This window comes from Pseudomonas sp. BN414 (assembly GCF_029871275.1).
Taxonomy (GTDB): Bacteria; Pseudomonadota; Gammaproteobacteria; order Pseudomonadales; family Pseudomonadaceae; genus Metapseudomonas; species Metapseudomonas resinovorans_C.
The window spans coordinates 16871-38184 of sequence record NZ_SSOL01000055.1 but is presented as its reverse complement, the minus strand read 5'-3'; the positions used below and the strand labels follow the sequence as shown (position 1 = coordinate 38184).

At 60.4% G+C, this 21314-nt stretch carries 16 protein-coding genes; 10 read left to right on the top strand and 6 right to left on the bottom strand.

The annotated features are described in order from the left end of the window. The 3 genes from E8E95_RS11650 to E8E95_RS11640 all read right to left on the bottom strand — a co-directional run bounded on the left by E8E95_RS11650 (position 1) and on the right by E8E95_RS11640 (position 5350). Positions 1-1425 (bottom strand): NAD(P)/FAD-dependent oxidoreductase, encoded by a 1425-nt coding sequence (locus E8E95_RS11650; RefSeq protein ID WP_280350185.1) that lies wholly within the window; start codon positions 1423-1425, stop codon positions 1-3. Between the two features lie 190 nt (positions 1426-1615). After that, entirely contained in the window at positions 1616-3727 is a 2112-nt protein-coding gene (locus tag E8E95_RS11645) for a PQQ-binding-like beta-propeller repeat protein (protein WP_280350183.1), read from the bottom strand. Between the two features lie 693 nt (positions 3728-4420). After that, positions 4421-5350: a malate dehydrogenase gene (locus E8E95_RS11640; protein ID WP_280350181.1), complete on the bottom strand. Its 930-nt coding sequence runs from the start codon at positions 5348-5350 to the stop codon at positions 4421-4423. 654 nt (positions 5351-6004) lie between these two features. Here E8E95_RS11640 and E8E95_RS11635 point away from each other — a divergent pair. The 10 genes from E8E95_RS11635 (at position 6005) to E8E95_RS11590 (ending at position 18392) form a co-directional block, all read left to right on the top strand. Continuing rightward, complete coding sequence (locus E8E95_RS11635) at positions 6005-7231, top strand: epoxide hydrolase (protein ID WP_280350213.1); 1227 nt, start codon at positions 6005-6007, stop codon at positions 7229-7231. A 95-nt stretch (positions 7232-7326) separates the two neighbouring features. After that, positions 7327-8241 (top strand): LysR family transcriptional regulator, encoded by a 915-nt coding sequence (locus E8E95_RS11630; RefSeq protein WP_280350179.1) that lies wholly within the window; start codon positions 7327-7329, stop codon positions 8239-8241. A gap of 4 nt (positions 8242-8245) precedes the next feature. Continuing rightward, positions 8246-9139 (top strand): LysR family transcriptional regulator, encoded by an 894-nt coding sequence (locus E8E95_RS11625; protein ID WP_280350177.1) that lies wholly within the window; start codon positions 8246-8248, stop codon positions 9137-9139. Positions 9140-9296: 157 nt separating this feature from the next. After that, the gene (locus E8E95_RS11620; protein ID WP_280350174.1) at positions 9297-9920 is read left to right on the top strand and encodes a glutathione S-transferase; all 624 of its coding nucleotides are present in this window, start codon (positions 9297-9299) and stop codon (positions 9918-9920) included. Positions 9921-9972: 52 nt separating this feature from the next. Further along, on the top strand, positions 9973-12033 hold the full coding sequence (locus E8E95_RS11615; protein ID WP_280350172.1) for a pyridoxamine 5'-phosphate oxidase family protein: 2061 nt from the start codon (positions 9973-9975) through the stop codon (positions 12031-12033). A 224-nt stretch (positions 12034-12257) separates the two neighbouring features. After that, the gene (locus E8E95_RS11610) at positions 12258-12599 is read left to right on the top strand and encodes a transcription initiation protein (protein ID WP_280350170.1); all 342 of its coding nucleotides are present in this window, start codon (positions 12258-12260) and stop codon (positions 12597-12599) included. Positions 12600-13284: 685 nt separating this feature from the next. Further along, positions 13285-15084 (top strand): multicopper oxidase domain-containing protein, encoded by a 1800-nt coding sequence (locus tag E8E95_RS11605; RefSeq protein WP_280350168.1) that lies wholly within the window; start codon positions 13285-13287, stop codon positions 15082-15084. 39 nt (positions 15085-15123) lie between these two features. Then, positions 15124-15741, top strand: coding sequence for an SCO family protein (locus E8E95_RS11600; protein WP_280350166.1), 618 nt, complete (start codon positions 15124-15126; stop codon positions 15739-15741). A gap of 435 nt (positions 15742-16176) precedes the next feature. Further along, positions 16177-17361: a serine hydrolase domain-containing protein gene (locus E8E95_RS11595; RefSeq protein WP_280350164.1), complete on the top strand. Its 1185-nt coding sequence runs from the start codon at positions 16177-16179 to the stop codon at positions 17359-17361. 107 nt (positions 17362-17468) lie between these two features. Continuing rightward, the gene (locus tag E8E95_RS11590; RefSeq protein WP_280350162.1) at positions 17469-18392 is read left to right on the top strand and encodes a transporter; all 924 of its coding nucleotides are present in this window, start codon (positions 17469-17471) and stop codon (positions 18390-18392) included. Between the two features lie 81 nt (positions 18393-18473). Here E8E95_RS11590 and E8E95_RS11585 read toward each other — a convergent pair whose 3' ends face one another. From E8E95_RS11585 to E8E95_RS11575, 3 genes are all read right to left on the bottom strand, one after another. Further along, entirely contained in the window at positions 18474-19502 is a 1029-nt protein-coding gene (locus tag E8E95_RS11585; protein WP_348532578.1) for an AraC family transcriptional regulator, read from the bottom strand. Positions 19503-19786: 284 nt separating this feature from the next. Next, positions 19787-20530, bottom strand: a complete 744-nt coding sequence (locus E8E95_RS11580) for a class I SAM-dependent methyltransferase (protein ID WP_280350158.1) — start codon at positions 20528-20530, stop codon at positions 19787-19789. Between the two features lie 52 nt (positions 20531-20582). Continuing rightward, complete coding sequence (locus tag E8E95_RS11575) at positions 20583-21314, bottom strand: RNA methyltransferase (protein WP_280350155.1); 732 nt, start codon at positions 21312-21314, stop codon at positions 20583-20585.

Genomic DNA, 21314 nt, shown 5'->3' with positions numbered 1-21314 from the left:
TCAGGCTCCTGCAGAAGCTTTTGTTGGGGTTTGTTTTGAAAGTTGTTCATCGACCTGCCGAGCCGCCAACATGCCGCTCTCGATGGCGCCATCGATAAACCCACGCCAGCCTTGGGCAATGTCACCACCGGCAAAGTGAATACGCCCCTCAGGCTTGGAAAGTTCATTGAACGCTCCGGTCAAAGTGCCTGGGCGGAACCAGCACCATTCAGCCCGCGAATAAGGATCGGCCGTCCAATCGTGGCAACGGGTCGCTACAACATTTACGTCAGGCAGCAACGTGCGCAGGGCACGTTGAGCTTCAGTGACATTGTGGAAGTCGATATCGCCCGGATAGCAGAAGGAGACGATCAATGAACCAGGCGATACGGTGTTCTCGGTGAAGGCATAGGTCACCGGGTTTGGCGGTGCCGCAACACCCGTCCAGGCTCCTATATCTTCCTTGAGCTTGAAGTAGACTTTTCGTCCCGTGGTGGTATTGCCCGTTTGTGCGGCATCTCTCTTTACGGTATTGAGCGAGGGGCTGAACTGAATCGAATCGAGTACAGCGAGCGGTACTGCAGCCACGACGGCCCCCGCGCGGTAAGTACCGGTCGAAGTTCGGACAATTACGCCTCCTTCGACTTGCTGTACTTCACTCACAGGCTCGTTGACCTGCAATTTAACCGGGGCATCATTCAGAATCGCATTCGCCAGGGCTCCCGTTCCTTCCTTGATTTTGAAACGTGCCTGACGATCGCCTAGATGTCCGAAGTCATAATCGTTGAGTGCCCACCATTTGATCCAATCCAGGAAGGCCCCTTGGTCCAGCGGACTCGCGCAGCCCATTGCCATCAGGCCGGCGGTAATATCTTTCAACTCAGGCGACCCTTTCATCTCCCGAAGACGATCCGCCAAACTGAGCTTGTCGAGTTGGCGCACCAGTTGCTCATTGAAGAATGGATCATATGGACGAGGAAATACTGTGCGTCCACCTTGGCCATCGATGTCGCTGAACGCAGTTACTCCTTCGATCATCTTTCCGTAGAAATCGGCAGCCTGCCCCTTGTGCAGTTTTCCTTCGGAAATCCAAGAGGCATTTCCGGGCACTAATGCAGGACTTTCCTTAAGGGTAAGACCGTATCGGGCAAACTCGCCCCATACATAGCCTTGCGTCCAGTGAATCCAGGTGCCGCCGTACTCAATATGATCGCCATCGAAGTCCATATCATAGGTTCGCCCGCCAATACGACCCCGCGCCTCGAGCAAAAGCACCCGATATCCTTTTTTTGCACAGTCTCTGGCAGCAGTCAGCCCCGCAAAACCTGCACCAATAACGATTACATCAAATTCATTGCCACCAGACTTAATGGGTGAACTATTCGCCAGCAGAGCTTTAGAGGCGAGCACACCCGCAGCCATACCGACTGCGGTACCTTTAATCATCTGACGTCTACTTACCGACATGATCTTTGCCCTCACCTTGTATTAATTATGGGACAAATTGATTCCAGCAAACCCTGTAGTCGGCTGCAATTTATACAGCTTATAAAGCGCTCAAATAATCTAGTGAGGTGCGATTGACCGTTAAGACATGAGGGGACCGTCTCGCTGAAAGAGAGACGGTCTAAAGTGGCTACATGAACTTCACGCCGCCCTGAGAAGCCTTGGCGTCTTTCGGTTTCTCGGGCTCCACAGGCTTCTCCAACTCCCCTGTCTTGCCCTCGTGAGCTGCCCATGCAGAGTTGATGATGTAGGCGTAAATTGCTTCCGCCTCCTCATCGGTCATGGTTTCGAACTGCGGCATGCCAATGGGTTTAAGGGCCCCCTGTTGCACAATCGCCTTGAAAACGTCGAGGTTAACCGGGTGGCGCCGATTGAGATTCGGAGGATTCCCGCCGTTTGAGGCGCCACCTTCCCGGCCATGGCAGATATCGCAACCGTTAGCCTCGAACAGCCCAAATCCTTTGGCGGCCAGTTCAGCACTCATGCGCTCATGACGCGGCACGGGAACAGGTTCGGGCGTAGCGAGTGCCGGATAGCTTTCTTTTCCGCCCAGTTTGAACGCTAGAAGGCGAGCGGGTGTGCGGCTTTCCGGCGTCGAGGTATATCGACCTAGCACCTGCCCGGAACTGGCCCCAGCACCATTACCCGTGGCAACCAGCACGTACTGCTCACCATCAAGCATGACCGTGGAAGGTGCAGCACGAATGGCCCCGCCAACCTGGTTAGCCCAAAGAGTCTTGCCCGTGCGGTCATCGAAAATGACCAGTTTGCCGTCTGCTGTTCCTTGGAAAACCAAGCCCCCGGCCGTATGCAGCAACCCACCGTTGAGCGGAAACGCAGATTTTTCGGAGCGCCACTTGACTGTATTGCTGGCGAGGTCGACTGCAACAACCTGGCTGCTGGCCTTTATGGGGGACTCAGGCTTGTCACCATACATGTAATCGACCTGCACGCCCGCAACCAGCGACGCCGGATCAAGCTTGTAGGTGGTGGGCATGGTAATCATCGGGATGAAGACAGTGCCCGTAGCGGGATTGAGCGCCAGCGCCTCCCAGCCGTGTGCACCAGTTGGCCCGGGAATTACGAGGGTGTCCTGTCCATCACGCTTCCAGTAATGCGCATCGGGGTTCTGAATTGGGCGTCCAGATTTATCAAGCCCTTTAGCCACGTTCACAGTCGCGTACTTGGTGCCTGAAAGGAACTGGCCTGTCTTGGCGTCGTAAAGGTAGGTAAACCCTTGCTTCGGCACCGACACCACGACATGACGACTCGTGCCATTGACGGGCACATCGGCAACCATCAGACCAACCGAAGGCTCCATGTTCCAAGCATCATGCGGCACCTGTTTATGGTGCCACTTGTACTTCCCAGTACTGGCATCAAGGGCAACGACTGAGTTAGTGAAAAGTTCATCACCGGCATCACTCGCGCGCAACGTCGGCACGACCGGCGATGGACCACCTACCCCGATGATCAGTTGATTCAGTTTTTCGTCATAGACCATGGCATCCCAGACGCTGCCACAACCGTGGGACTTGCTGTACCAATCAGTCCCCCAGGTCTTGGCTAGATCACGATAGAAAGGATCCTTCTCAGTTTTAGGATCATCAGGGACCGTATAGAAACGCCACTTATGTTCGCCACTCTTGGCATCAAAGGCGTCGACATATCCTCTCGTCATCCCCGAATCAGCGCAGGTATTACCCGTGAAAACCATACCTGCACCAACGCGAGGGGCCGCACTGATGCCGTAGAACTCGGTCGGATTGCAACTCTTGACTTCCCAGCGCTTCTCGCCAGTTTTCTGGTCAACGGCAACCAAGCGACAGTCGCCTGTAGCAATAATTGCATTATCCCCTTCAAGCGCGACGCCGCGATTGAACTGGCGCCCCCACAGGCCCAGCAGAGATTGTTTCATCGCCTCTTGAGGAGGATATTCAGACTTGAAATGCCACAACAGCTTTCCAGTCTTCAGATCATTTGCGTAGATTTGGCCACCTGGGCCACCTTGGTAAACAATGCCATTCTTGACCAATGGATTGCCCACCAGGCCCGCATTGCTAGGCATCTCGAAAGACCACGCAAGACCGAGGCCTTTTACTGTCGACTGGTTTATATTCTGCAAGTCCGAATGATGCTGCATCTCAGAGCCATTACCGAGAAACTCCCAATTAGTATTTGTTTGGGAGGCATCGGCAAGATGCGTGACCAAGATCCCAACAGCGAGCACTATTTTATTCAAAATTACATCCCCTCTATAGTCGCAGCACGTCAACTTCTATGCGACCGCTATTATTTTCAGAGACACCCAGAATTTTCTGCGCACGAACCACTAACACCAAGATCCACGCTCTTAGATGAGTCGACCTGAGCTGTTTAGAGATTCCGAGAAGAAGGCTGTCCGTGCAAGAATAGAGCAACTCTACCTGCACTAAACAAGCGATACGTGTTATTCGAAAATCAAATAATCGGCCAGACCGAGCAACGGAGCTGATAGAAATTTGAGGGAAAGCGCCACAAAAACTCAAATAGAGAACCAAGAAAAAGTTATTAGATCCCTATAAAAACAAATACATCAGACCAACTTATAGGCGTGATCCGGAGTGAGAGGGTGGGCCGCTGACACCAAGGACGAATTAGTTACTTGGTTTTGGCCATGCCCATGTAGTTGGGCAAAATGTGTGAAGTGCCCATGGGATTGCCACAGGTCGCACTCGGACTTCTCTTGATCGGGCGGGCATTACCAACCGGGGACGGACCGGCGGATAGACGAGCCTGGCGCCAGGCATAAACAAGGGAATGTCTGAGGCAAGGTCGCGAGGCAAGATAGCCACTGCTAGGGAAGCTGCCCGTGATGGGCAGTCTCCAGCCAGAAGCGAAGATCTAGAGCAGAGAGAATAAGTCTGTCCCCTTTTCCGTGCTCATATACCCCCGCTCACAAAGCCTTCATTTCAGCAATATCACGCACCACGTGATCTGCAGAATGGTCGAACATCGCCTGTTCCTGCGCATCCAGGGGCAACTCGATCACCCGCACAATCCCCTCCGCTGCCAGCACGCAGGGGACGCCCATGGCAATCTCTGTTCGGCCGTACTCGCCCTCGAGAATCGCGACCGCTGGCAAGATGCGGTTTCGCCCATTGGCGATAGCGTCCACCATCTGTGCAATTGCCACGCCCGGTGCATCGCAGGCGCTCCCGACCTTCTTCAAACCCAGAATCTCGCCGCCACCCTGGCGTGTGCGCTCCACGATCCGGTCAATCTGCTGACTGGACAGGAAGTGAGAAAGCGGCACCGACCCGACCGCGCAATAGCGCATCAGCGGCACCATGCTATCGCCATGCCCTCCCAGCACCAGCGCCGTGATATCCCGAGCGGAGAACCCTGTCTCCTCGGCAATGAAACACTTCATGCGCGCTGTATCCAGCACCCCCGCCTGCCCGAACACCTTGTCGCGTCCCAGCCCACTGAGGCTCCAGGCCCGATAGGTCAGCACGTCGACCGGGTTCGACACCACCAACACCGTCGCCGCCGGAGCATGACGATTAATATCCCGCATGATGCTGTCGAGAATTGGCAGATTGATACTCAACACATCCTGGCGCGACTGACCAGGCTTGCGCGGCACACCCGCCGTAATCACCACCAGGTCAGAATCCTGCAGCATTTCGGCATCGGACCCGCCGTAAACCCGGGTATCGGAACCTGACTCAACTGCGGCCTGCCAGACGTCCAGCGCCTTGCCTTTCGCCAGGTCCCCCTGCACATCAATCATCACCAACTCACGACAGAACTCTTCCCGGGCGATGATCTGAGCTGCCGCCTCACCCACCATCCCGACACCCACAATTGATAGCTTGTTCACCTCACACCTCCCGGCGGAGCGCGACACGCCCACCTTTGCAGAGAAGTATTGCCCGCTAATGCAAAACGGCCACCCGAAGGTGGATATGGTTCGCGGGCAACGGGAGGCCGCTTCGCGACTGAAGTCGCTCCCACCGGGTCGGTTTGCACTTCGTCGGATGGAGCTGCGGGTTGGGTGATAGGGGGCAACTGCGTTGCCCTTCGCGAATGAATTCGTCCCCACAGGGCCAGGCCGTTGGTTCCGAGCGGTATCGATTGTCCTCCCCCCTCCCTCCCCCGTCTGCACCTGTAGGAGCGGGCTTGCCCGCGAACCACCTGAGCCAAGCCTTCGCGAGCAAGCTCTCTCCTACACCACAAGGCTCCCCGTGCCTCGCAAGCCCCCATGCCATCCACTAGAGTTCCATTTACATCCGGCCCAACGTGGAATTCAGCGCACCTCTGTCGTACAGGTGCCGTTGGCTGTTGCGGTCCGATGCCGGTGCCGATTGGTGCTCGCCCTCCTGGTTGGCTGTGATCTCGACGCAAGTGCCTGGTCGTCACCTCGATCCTGCATCTGGTAGGAAATACGACCATGGCCATCCACCCGTTGATCAACGCCACTGCCCTGTCCCGCCGTTCCCTGATGTTGAAAGGCGCCGCACTGACAGCCCTCACGATGTTCCGCCCTATAACAGCGTTCTCCGAGTCCGATACGACGCCGCCTGCGGCCGATGCGGTGCGTCCGTTCCGCGCCGAGGTTCCGCAATCGGCGCTCCAGGACCTTCACCGCCGCTTGGCTGCGACCCGCTGGCCGGACCGGGAAACCGTCGACGACCGCTCCCAGGGGGTGCCGCTCGCCAAGCTACAAGCGCTGGTGCGCTACTGGGACGGCAGCTATGACTGGCGCAAGGCGGAAGCGAAGCTCAACGCCTTTCCCCATTTCCTGACCAGCATCGACGGCCTGGACATCCACTTCATCCATGTCCGCTCCCGCCACGCGGATGCGCTGCCACTGATCATGACCCACGGCTGGCCCGGCTCCGTCTTCGAGTTGCTGAAGGTCATAGGTCCGCTGACCGACCCCACGACACATGGAGGCACAGCCGAGGAGGCCTTCCACCTCGTGCTGCCCTCGATTCCGGGCTTCGGCTTCTCCGGCAAGCCCACCAGCACGGGCTGGAACCCCGACCGCATCGCGCGCGCCTGGGATACGCTGATGAAGCGCCTCGGCTACACGCGCTACGTGTCGCAGGGTGGCGACTGGGGTGCCATCATTTCGGACGCCATGGGACGCCAGGCGCCCGCCGGCCTGCTCGGCATCCACGTCAATCGGGTGGAGCGCGCAACTACCCTCCCGCCCGAGGTGGGCAAGGCATTGAAGTGCGGCGACCCCGCCCCGGCGAACCTGAATGCAGAGGAACGGGAAGTGTTCGATACGGCCCGAGAGTTCCTCGGCAAGGGATTTGGCTTCGCCGCCATCATGGCAACCCGTCCGCAAACCCTCGGCTACGGCCTGGCCGATTCGCCGGCCGGGCTGGCGGCCTGGTTCTACGACAAGTACGGCGAGTGGGTATTCACCCGGGGCGAGCCGGAACGCGCCTTCACCCGCGATGAAATGCTCGACAACATCTCCCTCTACTGGCTGACCGACACGGCAACCTCGAGCGCACGCATCTACTGGGAGAACAGCGCCAGCACCGCACCCATGACTCCGATCAGCATTCCCGCCGCGGTGACCATATTCCCCGGCGAGGTCTACAAACCGCCGAAGAGCTGGGCGGAGCGGGCCTACCACAAGCTCATCTACTTCCAACGCGTAGACAAGGGCGGGCACTTCGCCGCCTGGGAAGAGCCGGAGCTGTTCAGCCGCGAGGTGCGCGCCGCCTTCAGTTCTCTGCGCTGAGTTCGCCAGCCCGGCTTCGCGATGATTTCAGCACCGCGGACAATCGTCGCCATGCATACTCCCCCATCAGGTTTGCAGGCACGCAGCGGTGGCGCATGGACAGGTTCCAGGAAATGAAGGTGCTGGTGGTGGTGGCAGAAGCGGGAAGCTTCGCGGCGGGTGCGAAGCAGTTGGGCCTGTCGCCGCCCAGCGTGACCCGCGCCATCGCAGCGCTGGAGGCACGGCTCGGCACGTTGCTGCTGGCGCGCAGTACCCGCAGCGTTCGGCTGACCGAGGCGGGCCGGCGTTATGTGGAGGACTGCCGGCGCATCCTGCTGGAGCTGGAGGAAGCGGAAGAATTGGCCTCCGGAAGCGCGCTGCGGCCGCGTGGCAATCTCACCGTGACCGCGCCCGTGGTCTTCGGCGAGCTGTACATGGTGCCGCTGATTGCCGACTACCTGGCCGCCTATGCCGATGTGACGATCAACGCGATGCTGGTGGATCGGGTGGTGAACATGATCGACGAAGGCGTGGACGTCGCGCTGCGCATCGGCCAGCTCCCCGAGGGCGGACTGACCTCATTGAAGGTCGGCGAGATTCGTCCCGTGGTCTGCGCCGCACCGGCCTTTCTCGATTCGTTCGGCAGACCGGAATCACCTGCCGATCTGCACGACGCACCGGTGGTGATGTCCTCGGCCAGTTCACTGCTGACCGACTGGCAATTCATCGGCTCGGAGGGGCCGTTCACCCTGCGCCCACAGGCGAGATTCGTGGTCAGTTCCGTCAACGCGGCGATTCATGCGGCGCGCAGGGGCTGGGGCTTTACACGGGTGCTCTCCTATCAGGTCGCCGAGGCCATCGCGAAGGGCGAGCTGGAAATCGTCCTCGACCGGTACGGCATGCCGCCGCTGCCCATTCACCTGCTGCACCAGAGCAGCGCGCGCGTGTCTGCCACGGTCCGGACCTTCGTCGACCATTGTGCCGCGCGCCTGCGCAACGATCCGGCACTGCAGGCCGTCACCGCGGAGTAGTGCCTTGGGCCGTTACCGGGAAATGGAGGTGTTCGACGCCGTGGCGCAAACGGGTAGCCTTGCCGCCGGGGCGCGGCTGCTCGGCCTGTCCACGGCGACGGTGATGCGCATGGTCGCCGGCCTGGAGGCTCGTCTGCAGACCACATTGCTGCTGCGCGGCCCGCGCGGCATCAGTCTGAGCGTCGCGGGAGTGGCCTTTGCCACGAGCAGCCGGCAGATTCTCCAGGCGATCGCCGAAGCGGATCGTTCGGCGGCCGGCCTGCACGCCTATCCGGCCGGGCAGCTGACCATTTCGGTGCCGCTGCTGATGGCTCACCAGGTGTTTGCGCCCATCGCCCTCGACTACCTGCGGGCCTTCCCCGACGTACGCCTGGTCGCACGGGACCACGAAGACGTGCCCCACCTGCTGGAAGACGGCATCGATGTCGCCCTGGTGGTCGGCCACCTGCCCGACTCCTCGGTCTTCGCCGTGCCGGTGGGAACGGTGAAGACGGTCGTCTGCGCCGCACCGGACTATCTGGCGCGCCACGGGCGGCCGCAAACACTCGAAGACCTCAAGACGCACCTGATCATTGCATCGGGCGCCTCGAGCGATTGGCGCTTCCTCCATCAAGGGGCGTCGCGCTCGGTACGGCTGACACCGCGGCTGACCTGCAGCACCCGCAGCGCGGCGATACGCGCTGCCGCCCTGGGCCTGGGGCTCGCGCGCTGCATGAGCTTCGAGGCGCACCAGGAATTGCAGAGCGGCACGCTCGAAATCGTGCTGGAGGACTTTTCCGCACCCGGCCTGCCAGTCGGGCTGATCTACCGCGAAGGCCGCCGTGCGGCCGCGCGGGTCCGGACCTTCCTCGACTTCGCCGTGCCCCGTCTGCGCGCCCATCCGGCACTGCGTGGCTGAGTCTCACGGGCATTCTTTCGGATTCTGAAACGCTGGATTGTCCGGACCGGCGATTCTGCTAAAGCGTGTTCCGGCGCAGGATTCATCCGTCAGCGCGAGCACCCCGATATGGTCCAACTCGGCGCTGCCTTTCCCCGCCCGAATCGGAGTCGCTGCAATGCCTCACCCCATCAAGCTCTTCCGCCACCCCCTGTCCGGCCACGCCCACCGCGTCGAGCTGTTGCTCTCGCTGCTGGAAGTGCCCACTGAGCTGGTTTCCGTCGACCTCGCCAAGGGCGCCCACAAGCAGCCCGAGTTCCTCGCCCTCAACAGCTTCGGCCAGGTGCCGGTGATCGACGACAACGGCACCATCGTCAGCGACTCCAACGCCATCCTCGTCTACCTGGCGAAAAAGTACGGCAACCACTGGCTGCCGGAAGACCCGATCGGCGCTGCCCGTGTGCAACGCTGGCTATCGGTGGCCGCTGGCCAGGTCGCCTTCGGCCCGGCCGCCGCCCGACTGAATACCGTGTTCGGTGCCAAATTCAACACCGAGGAAGTCCTCACCCGCGCCCACACCCTGTTCCGGGTAATGGAGAGCGAGTTGGCCAAGTCGCCTTTCCTCGCCGGCGAGACGGCGACCATCGCCGATATCTCCAACTACGCCTACATCGCACACGCACCAGAGGGCAACGTGTCGCTGGAGGCCTACCCGAACCTGCGCGCCTGGCTGGCCCGCGTCGAGGCATTGCCCGGCTTCGTCCCGATGCAACGCACCGCCGCCGGCCTTCAAGCCGGCTGATACGGCCGCCCGCTGCCGGGAAATCCGGCAGCCTTCCAGCGAGGAGTCCGCCATGGCCCATCTTCCCAAGCACCGCCCATCACCCTGGCACGCCGGCGAGAAGGCCATTCAGGAACGCGTCGGCGTCTCCGAGCGTATGGACGAGTTCGGCCAGCGGGTGATTCGCGACTACATGCCCGACCAGCACCGCGACTTCTATCACCAGTTGCCGTTCATGGTCGTCGGCGCGGTGGATGACCAGGGCCGGCCCTGGGCGACGCTGCTCGAAGGGCCGGAAGGCTTCGTCACCTCGCCCGATCCCCGGCGTCTGGAGGTATCGGACTCATTGGACAGCCAGGACCCGGCCCTCAGCGGCCTGCAGGCCGGCAGCGCTGTCGGCATGCTGGGCATCGAGCTGCATACGCGGCGGCGCAATCGCATCAACGGCATCCTGCAGCGGGCCGACGCGGGCCATCTGGAGATTGCCGTCGAACACTCCTTCGGCAACTGCCCGCAGTACATACAAAAGCGCACCTATACCCGTGTCGAACAGCGCCACGGCGAGCACAACGCGCGCCAGGACTTCGCGGCGCTGGACGAGACGTTGGTGGAGATGATCCGCAAGGCCGACACCTTCTTCGTCGCCAGCTACATCGAGCACGAGGACGGGCAACGCTCGGTGGATGTCTCCCATCGCGGCGGCCGGCCGGGCTTCGTCAAGGTCACCGGCAATCAGCTGACCATTCCCGACTACGCCGGCAACCTGCACTTCAACACCCTCGGCAACCTCCAGACCAATCCCGTGGCCGGCTTGCTCTTCGTCGACTTCGCCAGCGGCGACATGCTGCAGTTGTCCGGGACCACCGAACTGATCTTCGACAGCCCATTGATCGCCGTCTTCGAGGGCGCGGAGCGCCTCTGGACCTTCGAGGTGCGGCAGGCCGTGCTGCGGCCAAGTGCGCTATCGATTCGTTGGGATTTCCAGGAATACGCGCCGACCAGCCTGATGACCGGCACCTGGGCCGAGACAGACCAGAAGCTGCGCCAGCGCGAACAGCGTCAGCGGTGGCAGGAATGGCAAGTGGTACGCCTGGAACAGGAGAGCCAGGACATCCGCTCCTTCTACCTGCAACCCGCAGATGGCGCGGCAGTGGACTTCACGCCAGGGCAACATCTACCGCTGCGCATACACACGGGCTCCGGCGAGGAAGCGCTGGTTCGCACCTACAGCCTTTCCAGCGCGCCGTCGGACGGCCATCTGCGCATCAGCGTCAAGGTTCAGGGACGGGCCTCGCGCCATCTGCACGAGCAGCTCCAGGTCGGTGATCGGTTGCAGGTACGTGCCCCCATGGGCAACTTCACCCTGGCCGGCGACACTGAGCGGCCCGTGGTGTTGATCGGCGCAGGCGTTGGCGTCACTCCCCTGCTGTCGATGCTGCGGGAGCTGGTGGCGCAGAACGAATCGCAGGGTCGCCAACGGCGCATCCATCTGTTCCAGTCCGCGCGGACCTTGCAGCAACTGCCCTTTCAACGGGAAATCGATGCACTGCGCCAGCGCTGCCCTGCCTTGCTTCATGTACGCCGGGCGCTGAGCCAGCCGGCCGAGGACGCGGTTCTGGGCCGCGACCATGAACTGACCGGCCGCATCGACATCACGGAGATCAAGTCCCACCTGCCGCTGGATGACTACGATTTCTACCTGTGCGGACCGGGGAGTTTCACCCAGGCTATCTATGACGGCCTGCGCGGCCTGCACATCGCCGATGGGCGCATCCACGCAGAGACTTTCGGCCCCTCGACGCTGCAACGCCATGACGACACGCAGCCACCAAAACCCGCCCAGCCACCGGCAGCAACGTCACCGGTACCGGTGTACTTCGCCGCCTCGGCCAAGGAAGCGCGCTGGAAACCGGACAGCGGCAGCCTCCTGGAACTGGCGGAAAGCCGTGGGCTGTCTCCCGACTTCAGCTGCCGTGGCGGCTCCTGCGGCACCTGCCGCACGCGGGTACTCAGCGGGCAAGTGCACTACCCCCATCCGCCAGCGGAGATGCCAGACGAAGGCACGGTGCTCATCTGCTGCGCGGTGCCAGCGGAAGACGCAAGCGGCGTGCAGCCGCTGGTCCTGGAGCTCTGAGGAGAAGCGCCGACATCAGACGCTGCGCTGGAGATCCAACTCCGTGTGGCTTGCGAAAGCCTGGAAGAGGCAGCGGCATTCGGACAAGCCGATCCCTGCGGCACACCAGTCTGGAAGGGATCGGCAGAGACAAGGAATGTTATGCGCCACGTCTGAATATTGGTTATCACGCCACTTGGGGCCCACACTTCACCACCGTCATCAATCTCCAAGGAAAGCGCACTATGGCCAAGTACCTGATTTCCTTTCCCAGTGCGGCGATGGTCGTGCCCGAGGGCGAGTGGGAGGCAGTGGGCCGCGACGCGCACACCGTGATCGAGGAGGCGAAGGCCGCTGGCGTTTACGTCTTCGCTGGCGGCATCGACGAAGCTGTGCCGCCCGTGCTCGTCTCGGCCAACGGGTCGGTAGCCGAGGGCGGCTACCCGTGGGCGCCCCCGCTTGACGGCGGCTTCACCGTCCTCGAACTGCCCTCGCGCGAGGAGGCCGTCGCGTGGGCCGCGCGCATTGCGAAGGCCTGCCGGTGCGAGCAAGAGCTACGCGCCTTCGGGTTAGACCCGCGGGCCTGAAACGGCGTAGAAAGTGCAGCCCGACAATGCGGTCTGGCCGTAGTAGCTCTTCGCCGCCGGAACCACCAGTTTCCGGAGGGCCGCGCCGGCAAGCACCCCGGCGCCCTAAATCAGCCCTTTGTACGCTGGTCGATCATGCAGGCCAGGTATGCAATACATCCTCCAGACCTAACAGCCATTGCCTTTGGGTCGCATCGGTCTATAAAAATCTTTCCGAAACAATAAGTTGCACAGCTCAAGGAAAGTTTGCTGATCTAAACTGAGAATTGAAATCTTTTGCAACACACTCCAGCCTCCAACCTGTGCGCGACTGGCTGAAAGACACCGTGGTTCACCAAAGAAGGGAGCCGCACCTGATGCCCTGGCCTGAGCGACGACGGAGCCGATCATGAGCAGAGGAGCACGCGCGCGCACGGCTGCGCCACCACGGAACACCACCCTCTTGCTGCGAAGCTGCGCCCTTCCTCCTCCACTCGAATCCGTACGCACCATCATCCACGCACAGCCCCCCATGCAGCTTCGTGCTGAAAAGCGAAAGCACGTCAGCGGCGTTTGGCTGTAGGTCCTCTTCCCGTACCTGGCAGCCAAGCTCCTGGTGCGTCTACGAAGCTGGCGCTCCGCCACGACAGGAAGCGCAGCGATGCAGTCAGCGAAATGCGAGCAGCCTTCTGAGGGAGGGACAGCCGTGAAAAACGCAGACTCGAAACGCCGAAAAAAACATTGGCCGCCCACGGCGAAGCCACACGCTGACGACGGCCGACGCGACTTCCTCAAGCTCGGTGCCGCTGCATTGCTGTCGCCGCTGCTGCTGCAATCGAGCAGGAGCAGTGCGGCAAGCGCGCCGGTGTTTCCGCCCAGCCCGCCCACGACCCCCTGGCTGTCCACCTTGCCCAATCAGATCACACCACTGCAGGCCGTCGCGACACTGACCCCGAGCCCCACGGTGCTGGCCAATACCGCGGGTGGCGAAGCCGGACGCGCGCCCCACCAGCGCTACGCAGAACTCACGGGTGTGCTCGGTGCGCCGCTGCTGTATGAACTCAAGGCCAAGCAGCGTCCCGACTGGGTGTTCCACCCGGCCTATCCGCCGCAACGTATCTGGGGCTACGAAGGCAACACGCCGGGCGCGGTCACCCCCGGCCCGGTCATCTATGCCCGCTATGGCAAGCCGGTCATCGTGCGCTTTCGCAACCAGCTGCCACAGAATCACGTAGGCTTCGGCACACCGGAAATATCGACCCACTTGCACAATGCCCACACGGGATCGGAAAGCGACGGCTTCCCCGGTGACTACTACAGCGCGAACAAGGCAGGACCGACCCTGACTTCGCCCGGCGCCTTCAAGGACCACTTCTATCCCAACATCTACGCCGGCTACGACCAGCTGCAAAACCATATCGGTGATTCGCGCGAAGGCCTGGGCACGCTGTTCTACCATGACCACACCCTGGATTTCACCGCGCCCAACCTGGTGCGCGGGCTGTTCGGTTTCTACCTCCTGTTCGACGACGTCGACTCGGGCAACGAGCGCGATCCGAGCCCGAGCGCGCTGAGGTTGCCCAGTTTTCCCTACGACTATCAGCTGGACTTTTCGGACCGCCGTTTCGACGCCAATGGCGTCCTGTTCTACGACCAGGTCAACCCCGAGGGGGTGCTGGGCGACAAGGTCGTGGTGAACGGACTCATCGAGCCGGTCCTGAAGGTAGCGGCGCGGAAATATCGCCTGCGCTTCCTCAACACCGGACCAAGCCGCTTCTACGCCATCTATCTGATGACCGCCGGCGGCGTGACGCAGCGGTTCACGTTCATCGCCAACGACGGCAACCTGCTACCGGCGCCGCTGCTGAACCAGACCAGTTTCCAGATGGGCGTTGCCGAACGCATGGACATAGTCGTCGACTTCTCCAAATACCCGATAGGCACCGTGCTCTACCTGGTCAACAAGATGCGCCAGGAAGACACCCGGGAAGGCAAGGACATCAAGGACCCGGGCACCCGCGTGCTGAAGATCATCGTCGATCGCGTCCCGCCCGAGCAGGACCTGAGCCAGGTGCCTGCCGTGCTGCGCCCGCTGCCACCGATCACTGCTGCGGAAATCGCCGCCGCACCGGTGCGGCGCTGGGTCTTCGCGCGCAACAGCGGCATCTGGACGATCAATGACCAGATCGTCAACGTCCGAGCTCCGCGCGCCTTGATCCCCCAAGGCCGCGCCGAGATCTGGGAGCTGGTGAACCCCGAGGATGGCTGGACTCACCCGATCCATATCCACTTCGAAGAGGGGCAGATCATCGGCAAGATCGTCGACGGCGTGAGCGTGCCAGTGCCCGCGCAACAACGTGGTCGGAAGGACGTCTACGTGATCGAAGCGTTCACCACCTTGCGAGTGTTCCTGCGTTTCCGTGACTTCAAAGGCAAGTACGTCATGCACTGCCACAACCTGATCCACGAGGATCACGCGATGATGCTGAGGTGGGACATCGTCTGAGTGGCGCGGCAATTGGACATAGAGGGCGGAGGGTTGCATATGAACATGCGCAGAAATCTGGTAGCTGGCATGGGCGTCGCCGCGCGACGATTGATCGCCCTGCCCGGTATTACCGTCGAGCGGCCGCGCCCGACCAGGGACGGCGACGACGGCAGCTACTTCCCCAATGCGCGACTTCTGACTCACGAGGGCAAGGAGGTCAGGTTCTACGACGACCTCATCCGTGGAAAGGTGGTCGCGATCAACATGATGTACGTGTCTTGCACCGGGCGCTGTCCGATTGCAACGGCGAACCTGTTGCGCGTACAGAAAATGCTCGGCGAACGCGCAGGCCGCGACGTGTTCATGTACTCGATCACCTTGCAGCCCGCACTGGATACGCCGCAACAGCTGAAGGGTTTCGTCGACAGGCACCACGTCGGGCCCGGCTGGCTGTTCCTGACCGGCGCGCCGGAGGACATCGAGCAGTTGCGCTTCAGCCTCGGTTTCTACGATGTGAACCCGGAAGTGGACGGCAACCTGGCGAACCACTCGGGCATGGTGCGCATCGGCAATGACGTCTACCAGCGCTGGACCATGGCACCGGCGCTGGCGGAGCCGGAACAGATACTGGCGACGATCAACCATGTGGACAGCCGTGCGGTGCACACGGCTTAGGGCGGAATGACACTGTCAGCGGCAGCGAAGCGAAGCGAAGCGAAGCGACAAGGGCGTTGCTGAAGCGCAGTGAACGACCGATTTGGCTGCTATCGACCATGGAAGGCAAGTTCAACAGTCCGATTTGGGTCGGAAGCTGCCTCCAGTGAGAGTCAGCTCCTGGCCGATACCCGCCGCTCGCGAACAGACGCTTCCGGCCAAGCAGCCACTCAGGCCGGGATGCTTTCACACATCGCCCGCCGTTGCGGGACTTAAATAACTGCCTGATTCCGACACCCTCTGCCGGCAGCCGACAGAAGCTCCGATTCGATTTTCTTACTCTCCACTGGCCCCGACGCTCATCGCTTTACGTCGGGCCAGTCAGTCCTGCCACTGCACACCGCGCCATAAGCTCTAGCCGAGCTGACTATGGGCGGATGTAAGGAGAATAAGAAAATGAGCCCAGATTTCACATCATCACTCAATCACTTGCTCGATGCCGCCACGGCTGGTCAACAGCGCGTCCCAGGTGTAGTCGCAGCAGTAGTCGGGCGCGACGGCCTGGTCTATGAGGGCGCTTCAGGTCAACGAACGCTCGGTCAAGCTGGAGCGATGACGACCGACAGTGTTTTCGCCATGTTTTCCACGACCAAGGCGATAACTGCCACGGCGGTGCTTCAGTTGGTCGAGGAAGGGCTCCTGGATCTCGATGCGCCTGCCAGGAACTATGTGCCGATCATCGACGAACTGAAGGTACTCGAGGGATTTGATAGCGACGGCACCCCTCGCCTTCGCCCCCCCAAAAAACTAATTACCACCCGAATGCTTCTGCTTCATACGGCAGGCTTGGGTTATGAGTTCTTCAACGAACACTACAAGAGGCTATCCCAGGAACAAGGACAACCCAGCATCATCAGCGGGTCGTTGGCTGCGCTCAAAACACCCTTGCTGTTTGAGCCAGGTGAACAGTGGGAGTACGGCTCCAACATAGATTGGGCCGGCCTGGTGGTAGAAGCCATCACCGGCAAACGTCTGGGCGAAGTCATGCAGCAGCGCATCTTCGAGCCACTGGGCATGACCGATACCGCCTTTACCATGACCCCATCGATGCTCCAGCGGCGGGCTGGCGTGCACCAGCGTGAAGAGGATGGATCGCTGACCGTCCTCGAGGATCTAATCCTCCCACAGGACCCCGAAGTACACATGGGAGGCCATGGCCTGTATTCGACGGTGAAGGATTATTGTCAGTTTATCCGCGCCTGGCTAAACGATGGGCAGGGTGATCACGGACGGATTCTCAAGCCAGAAACGATTCGTTTCGCTGAAAAGAACGGACTCGAAAGTCTGAAAATCAAAGCCCTTCCCGGCGTCGTCCCCAACATTTCCAAAACCGCGGAGTTCTTCCCGGGCATGCCTAAGTCGTGGGCGTTGAGTTTCATGGTCAATGAACAAGACGCACCTACCGGTCGCCCTGCGGGCTCTTTGGCGTGGGCCGGATTAGCCAATCTCTTCTATTGGATCGACCGCAAAAACGGCATTGGTGGTTTCTGGGCCACCCAGATATTGCCGTTCGTAGACCCCGTTTCAACCAACTCTTATCTGGAGTTCGAAACGACGGCCTACCGCTATATGACCAGATAAGCCAGTAACTGATTCGATTCAGGTCTGAGCCCCGCCAGGGGTTCCAGGCAATGGCGTAAGAAAACTGCCCCCTCTCCGAAAACCAACAAAAACAAAATAGGTGACTCATGGAGATCTCCATATGCCCTCCTGTGCGCGTTCGTCCCATAGTTTGCGCACTTGGCACTTCAAAGATCGGTACCGGTCTTGTACTGGCAGTTCTGGCGGGTAACGCCCAGGCTATCGATGTGGACGCCGGTGAATACACGGCTGCGCTTCCAGCCGGCAGCAGTATCGGTTTGCTTTACCTTCAGCATGCACAGAGGCGGTCGCTTTACAGTGATGGTCACAAGATCGGGATAAAGGCGGGGCTCGACTCGGATATCGGCATACTGCGCGCCGCGCATTACCAGCAGTTGGGTGACTACACGATCAATACGCAGTTCCTGTTGCCCTTCGGTCGTCTGGAAGGAACACGCGATAACGACTCGCTGGGACAAACCAGTGGCGTGGGTGATTTGATTCTGGCGTCCACCCTGTGGCTCGAGAATGATCCGGTGAAGAGACGTTACTGGGGCATTGCGCCCTACCTCTTCGTGCCGACCGGCAACTATGACCGAAACGATGTACTCAATCTGGGCGAAAACCGTTGGAAGTTAACGTTGCAGACCGGCTATGCGACAGGTCTCACCGAGAAACTGTCCCTGGACCTCACCGCGGATGTGACCCTGTTTCACAAAAATGACGACTTCACGAGTCAAGGCCTGACATTGCGCCAAAAGCCACTGTGGCAAGCCCAGACCTACCTGAGATACGCCGTGACCCCAAAGCTGTCGGTGCATGTCGGTGCATCTCAACTCTGGGGCGGTGAGACGCGCATTGATGGTCAGGATCAGAACGATGAACCCAACACCAGTAAGTACCGTGTTGGGGCCTCATACTGGATGACCCCAACTTTCCAGACCCTGCTCAATTACGGTCAGGACGTATCGGTCGACAACGGCTTCAAGGAAAAGCAGCGGGTTAACCTACGGCTGCTGTGGGTGTTCTAACCCGCAGCGAATGACTGGGTTCCTGGCCACCGGGAGTGGGTTTTGACTCCACTCTCGGTGCCTTTATCCTGCGTCAGGATGCTAGCGCAATCGCCGCTGCAAGGTCTGGGAAGGTAGCTCACTGAAACGCTTGCGATAGACGCCTGCAAATTCACCCAGGTTCAAATATCCCCACCGAAAGGCGATGGCCGAAACTGTCGCGCCCGACTCCGGATCTGTCGCCAATAAATCGCGGTGCACTCCCTGCAACCGCTGCTCGCGCATGAATGCGCCAGGTGTCATACCGCGAAAACGCGAGAAGGCGCCACTCAATGCCCGCACACTGGTCCCAACCGCACTTGCAACTTCTCCGATCGTCGGTAGGCTCGCGGCATTGGCTCTCATGAACTCTTCGGCCGCCCTGACATAACGGGGTGCAATCCGGTTCATTGGGTTATTCACATCAAGCCCAGCTTGCGCGGCACGGCCAGTCCACTCGTGCAGCAAATGAAAGCAAAGACTTTGCTCCAAGTGGGCGCCAATGCGTCCTTCAGCCATGTGCTCGGGATTCTCGGCAACACAACGAACCGCGTACTTCAGCAGGCTTAGCCAGCTCGAACCCACTCCGCCGATGGTGCACTTATATCTCCAGAACTGATCATCGGGCACGAACCCAAGCCACTGCTGCGCCAGGCGCTCCAAAACCACATGAGGAATGGTCAGATTCAGTTGCAGGTGATCCGGGTCGAGGTCGACCCGGTAATCGACACGACTGCAATCGGCAATGAAGGATTCACCTATTGCCGTATCTTGAGTAACGGAACGCTGCGTCCAGTGCCGTGCATTGCCGCGAATGGTCGTGAGCAGCAGCGCGTTCCCCGCTTCGGGTGAGAAGTCATCGACGTTCACCGCGACTCCATAGCCGAAACGAGTCAACGTCAATTCGCCAATCCTGGACGAATGCATACTTGCCTGCGGCTTGATGGCATGCCCGACGGGAAGCACACGATAGGGCATGTAAACGCGATCCGACCAGTCGCTAATTTCGTCCCAATCGGTTGAATGAATCTTGTGATGCTGGCGTATCGGCTTGCCGCTGACATCGGCTAACAACGCATGCTCGAGAAGCATAGAGACACCTGTTTTTGTTTTTTTAGGTGAGGTTGATGCGCTCGCTGACTTGAGATAATCCGGTGTCTGCGCTCCTTCGTAAAGTTTTTTAAAGGCGCGACGTACCATTTTCGGCAAGCTACGAATTCAGGCTCCACAAATCGGGAACTTGGCTTCAAACGGTCAGCGCCGTTGCAATTGGCTGGTCAAGAGAAAGCGAATAACACCGGCCCTGATCGCCAGCTTGCAACTGTCCTGCTCGGCAATGCTGCATGGCCGACGATCAACAAATCATTGGCAAGCGCTCAGCGCTTCACGCAGACAAACAATGCATTCCCGGAGGCGCCGTCCCAGGGCGTGATCCGTTCGTAGTCATGCTCGAAGATGTGCACCTCGAAGTGCGGCTGCAACAGTTGCTCTAGCTCGGGGAAGCTCAAGGCGACCATGGCGTGTTCGTCCTCCCAGACCTGGGTCACCCCTGCCGAGGTCTTCTCGATGCTGAGGCGCAGCGCCTGCCGTTCGCCCTCGCCGCTGTAGTACCAGCCGGAGCCGAAGGTGAAGTGGCTGCCCTCCTGCTCCACGGAATGGCGCACGAATGAGCGGTTGTCGATCTGTCGCTTGTCCACCGTGTTGAAGCAGAACACGCCGTTGTCCGCGAGCGCGCCGTGCACGCTGGCCAGGCACGCCCGCAGTTGCTCCAGCCCGGCGTTGTAGTGGATCGAGTAGAGGAAGCAGGTGATCAGGTCCAGCGGCTCGTCCACCCGGAAGTCCGCCATGTCCTGCCGACTGAACTGCGCCTCGGGGCAGCGCAGCTGGGCGAGATCCAGCATGGGCTGGTTGATATCCAGGCCGGCGCTGCGGTAGCCGAAGTCGAGGAAATGGCGCACGTGCGGCCCGGTGCCACAGGCGAGGTCCAGGTGCCTGTTCCCCTGATTGCCGAACAGTTGATGCAGCCGGCGCACGCTGTGGCTCTGCGCGCGGTAGTCGATGTCGGCGCACATCAGGTCGTAGTAGGAGGACAGATCGGTGTAGAGCGCGTTGGAGGACATAAGCAGCCAGAGAGTTCGAGGGAGGGTTCGATGGGCACGTCGCCCTGGTCCGCTATCTGTTCAACTCGTAAGCGCACATATTGACCGTTGTGGCCAGGTTCAGCGATTCGATGGCGCCGCAACCGGAGATCGTGAACGGCTGGGCGTTGAGCGCGACCAGTTGCTCGCGGGGCACGCCACGGGCTTCGTTGCCGAACAGATAACAATCGAAGCTCTTGAAGCCAGCGGATTGCACGCGGTCGCCCGTCATATCCAGACAGGCGATGCGCTCGAAGCGCGCGCCCAGGGAATCCAACTCCACATCCAGTTCCATGGGCGCATGAAAGATGGCGCCCATGCTGGAGCGCACGACTTTGGGGTTGTACGGATCAACGCTGCCGGGACTGAGCAGGCAGCGAAAATGACCGAACCACGCCAAGGTACGCAGGATGGTGCCGAGATTGCCCGGGTCCTGAATTTCATGCAGGTAGATGGCGCGCTCATTCTTGGCGAGAGCCGAAGCCGACGTGACTGCAGCCGGCATGGGCACCACTGCGATGATGCCCTGCGGTGTCTTGGTGTCGGCGATCTGCGCCATCTGGCGGTCGTTGATCACATGGGTTTCAAACGGACTTTGCCAGTGCTCGTAGCCGCCGGTTACATACAGCTGGCTGCGCTGGAGAAGCGGATTGTGCGAGGCCGCTTTTTGCAGCTCCAACAGGAGGTGCTCGCCCTCCACCAGAAAATGCCCGAACTCGGCTCGGTACTTTTTCTGGTGAAGTTTCTTGATGTCGTCGAGTTTCAT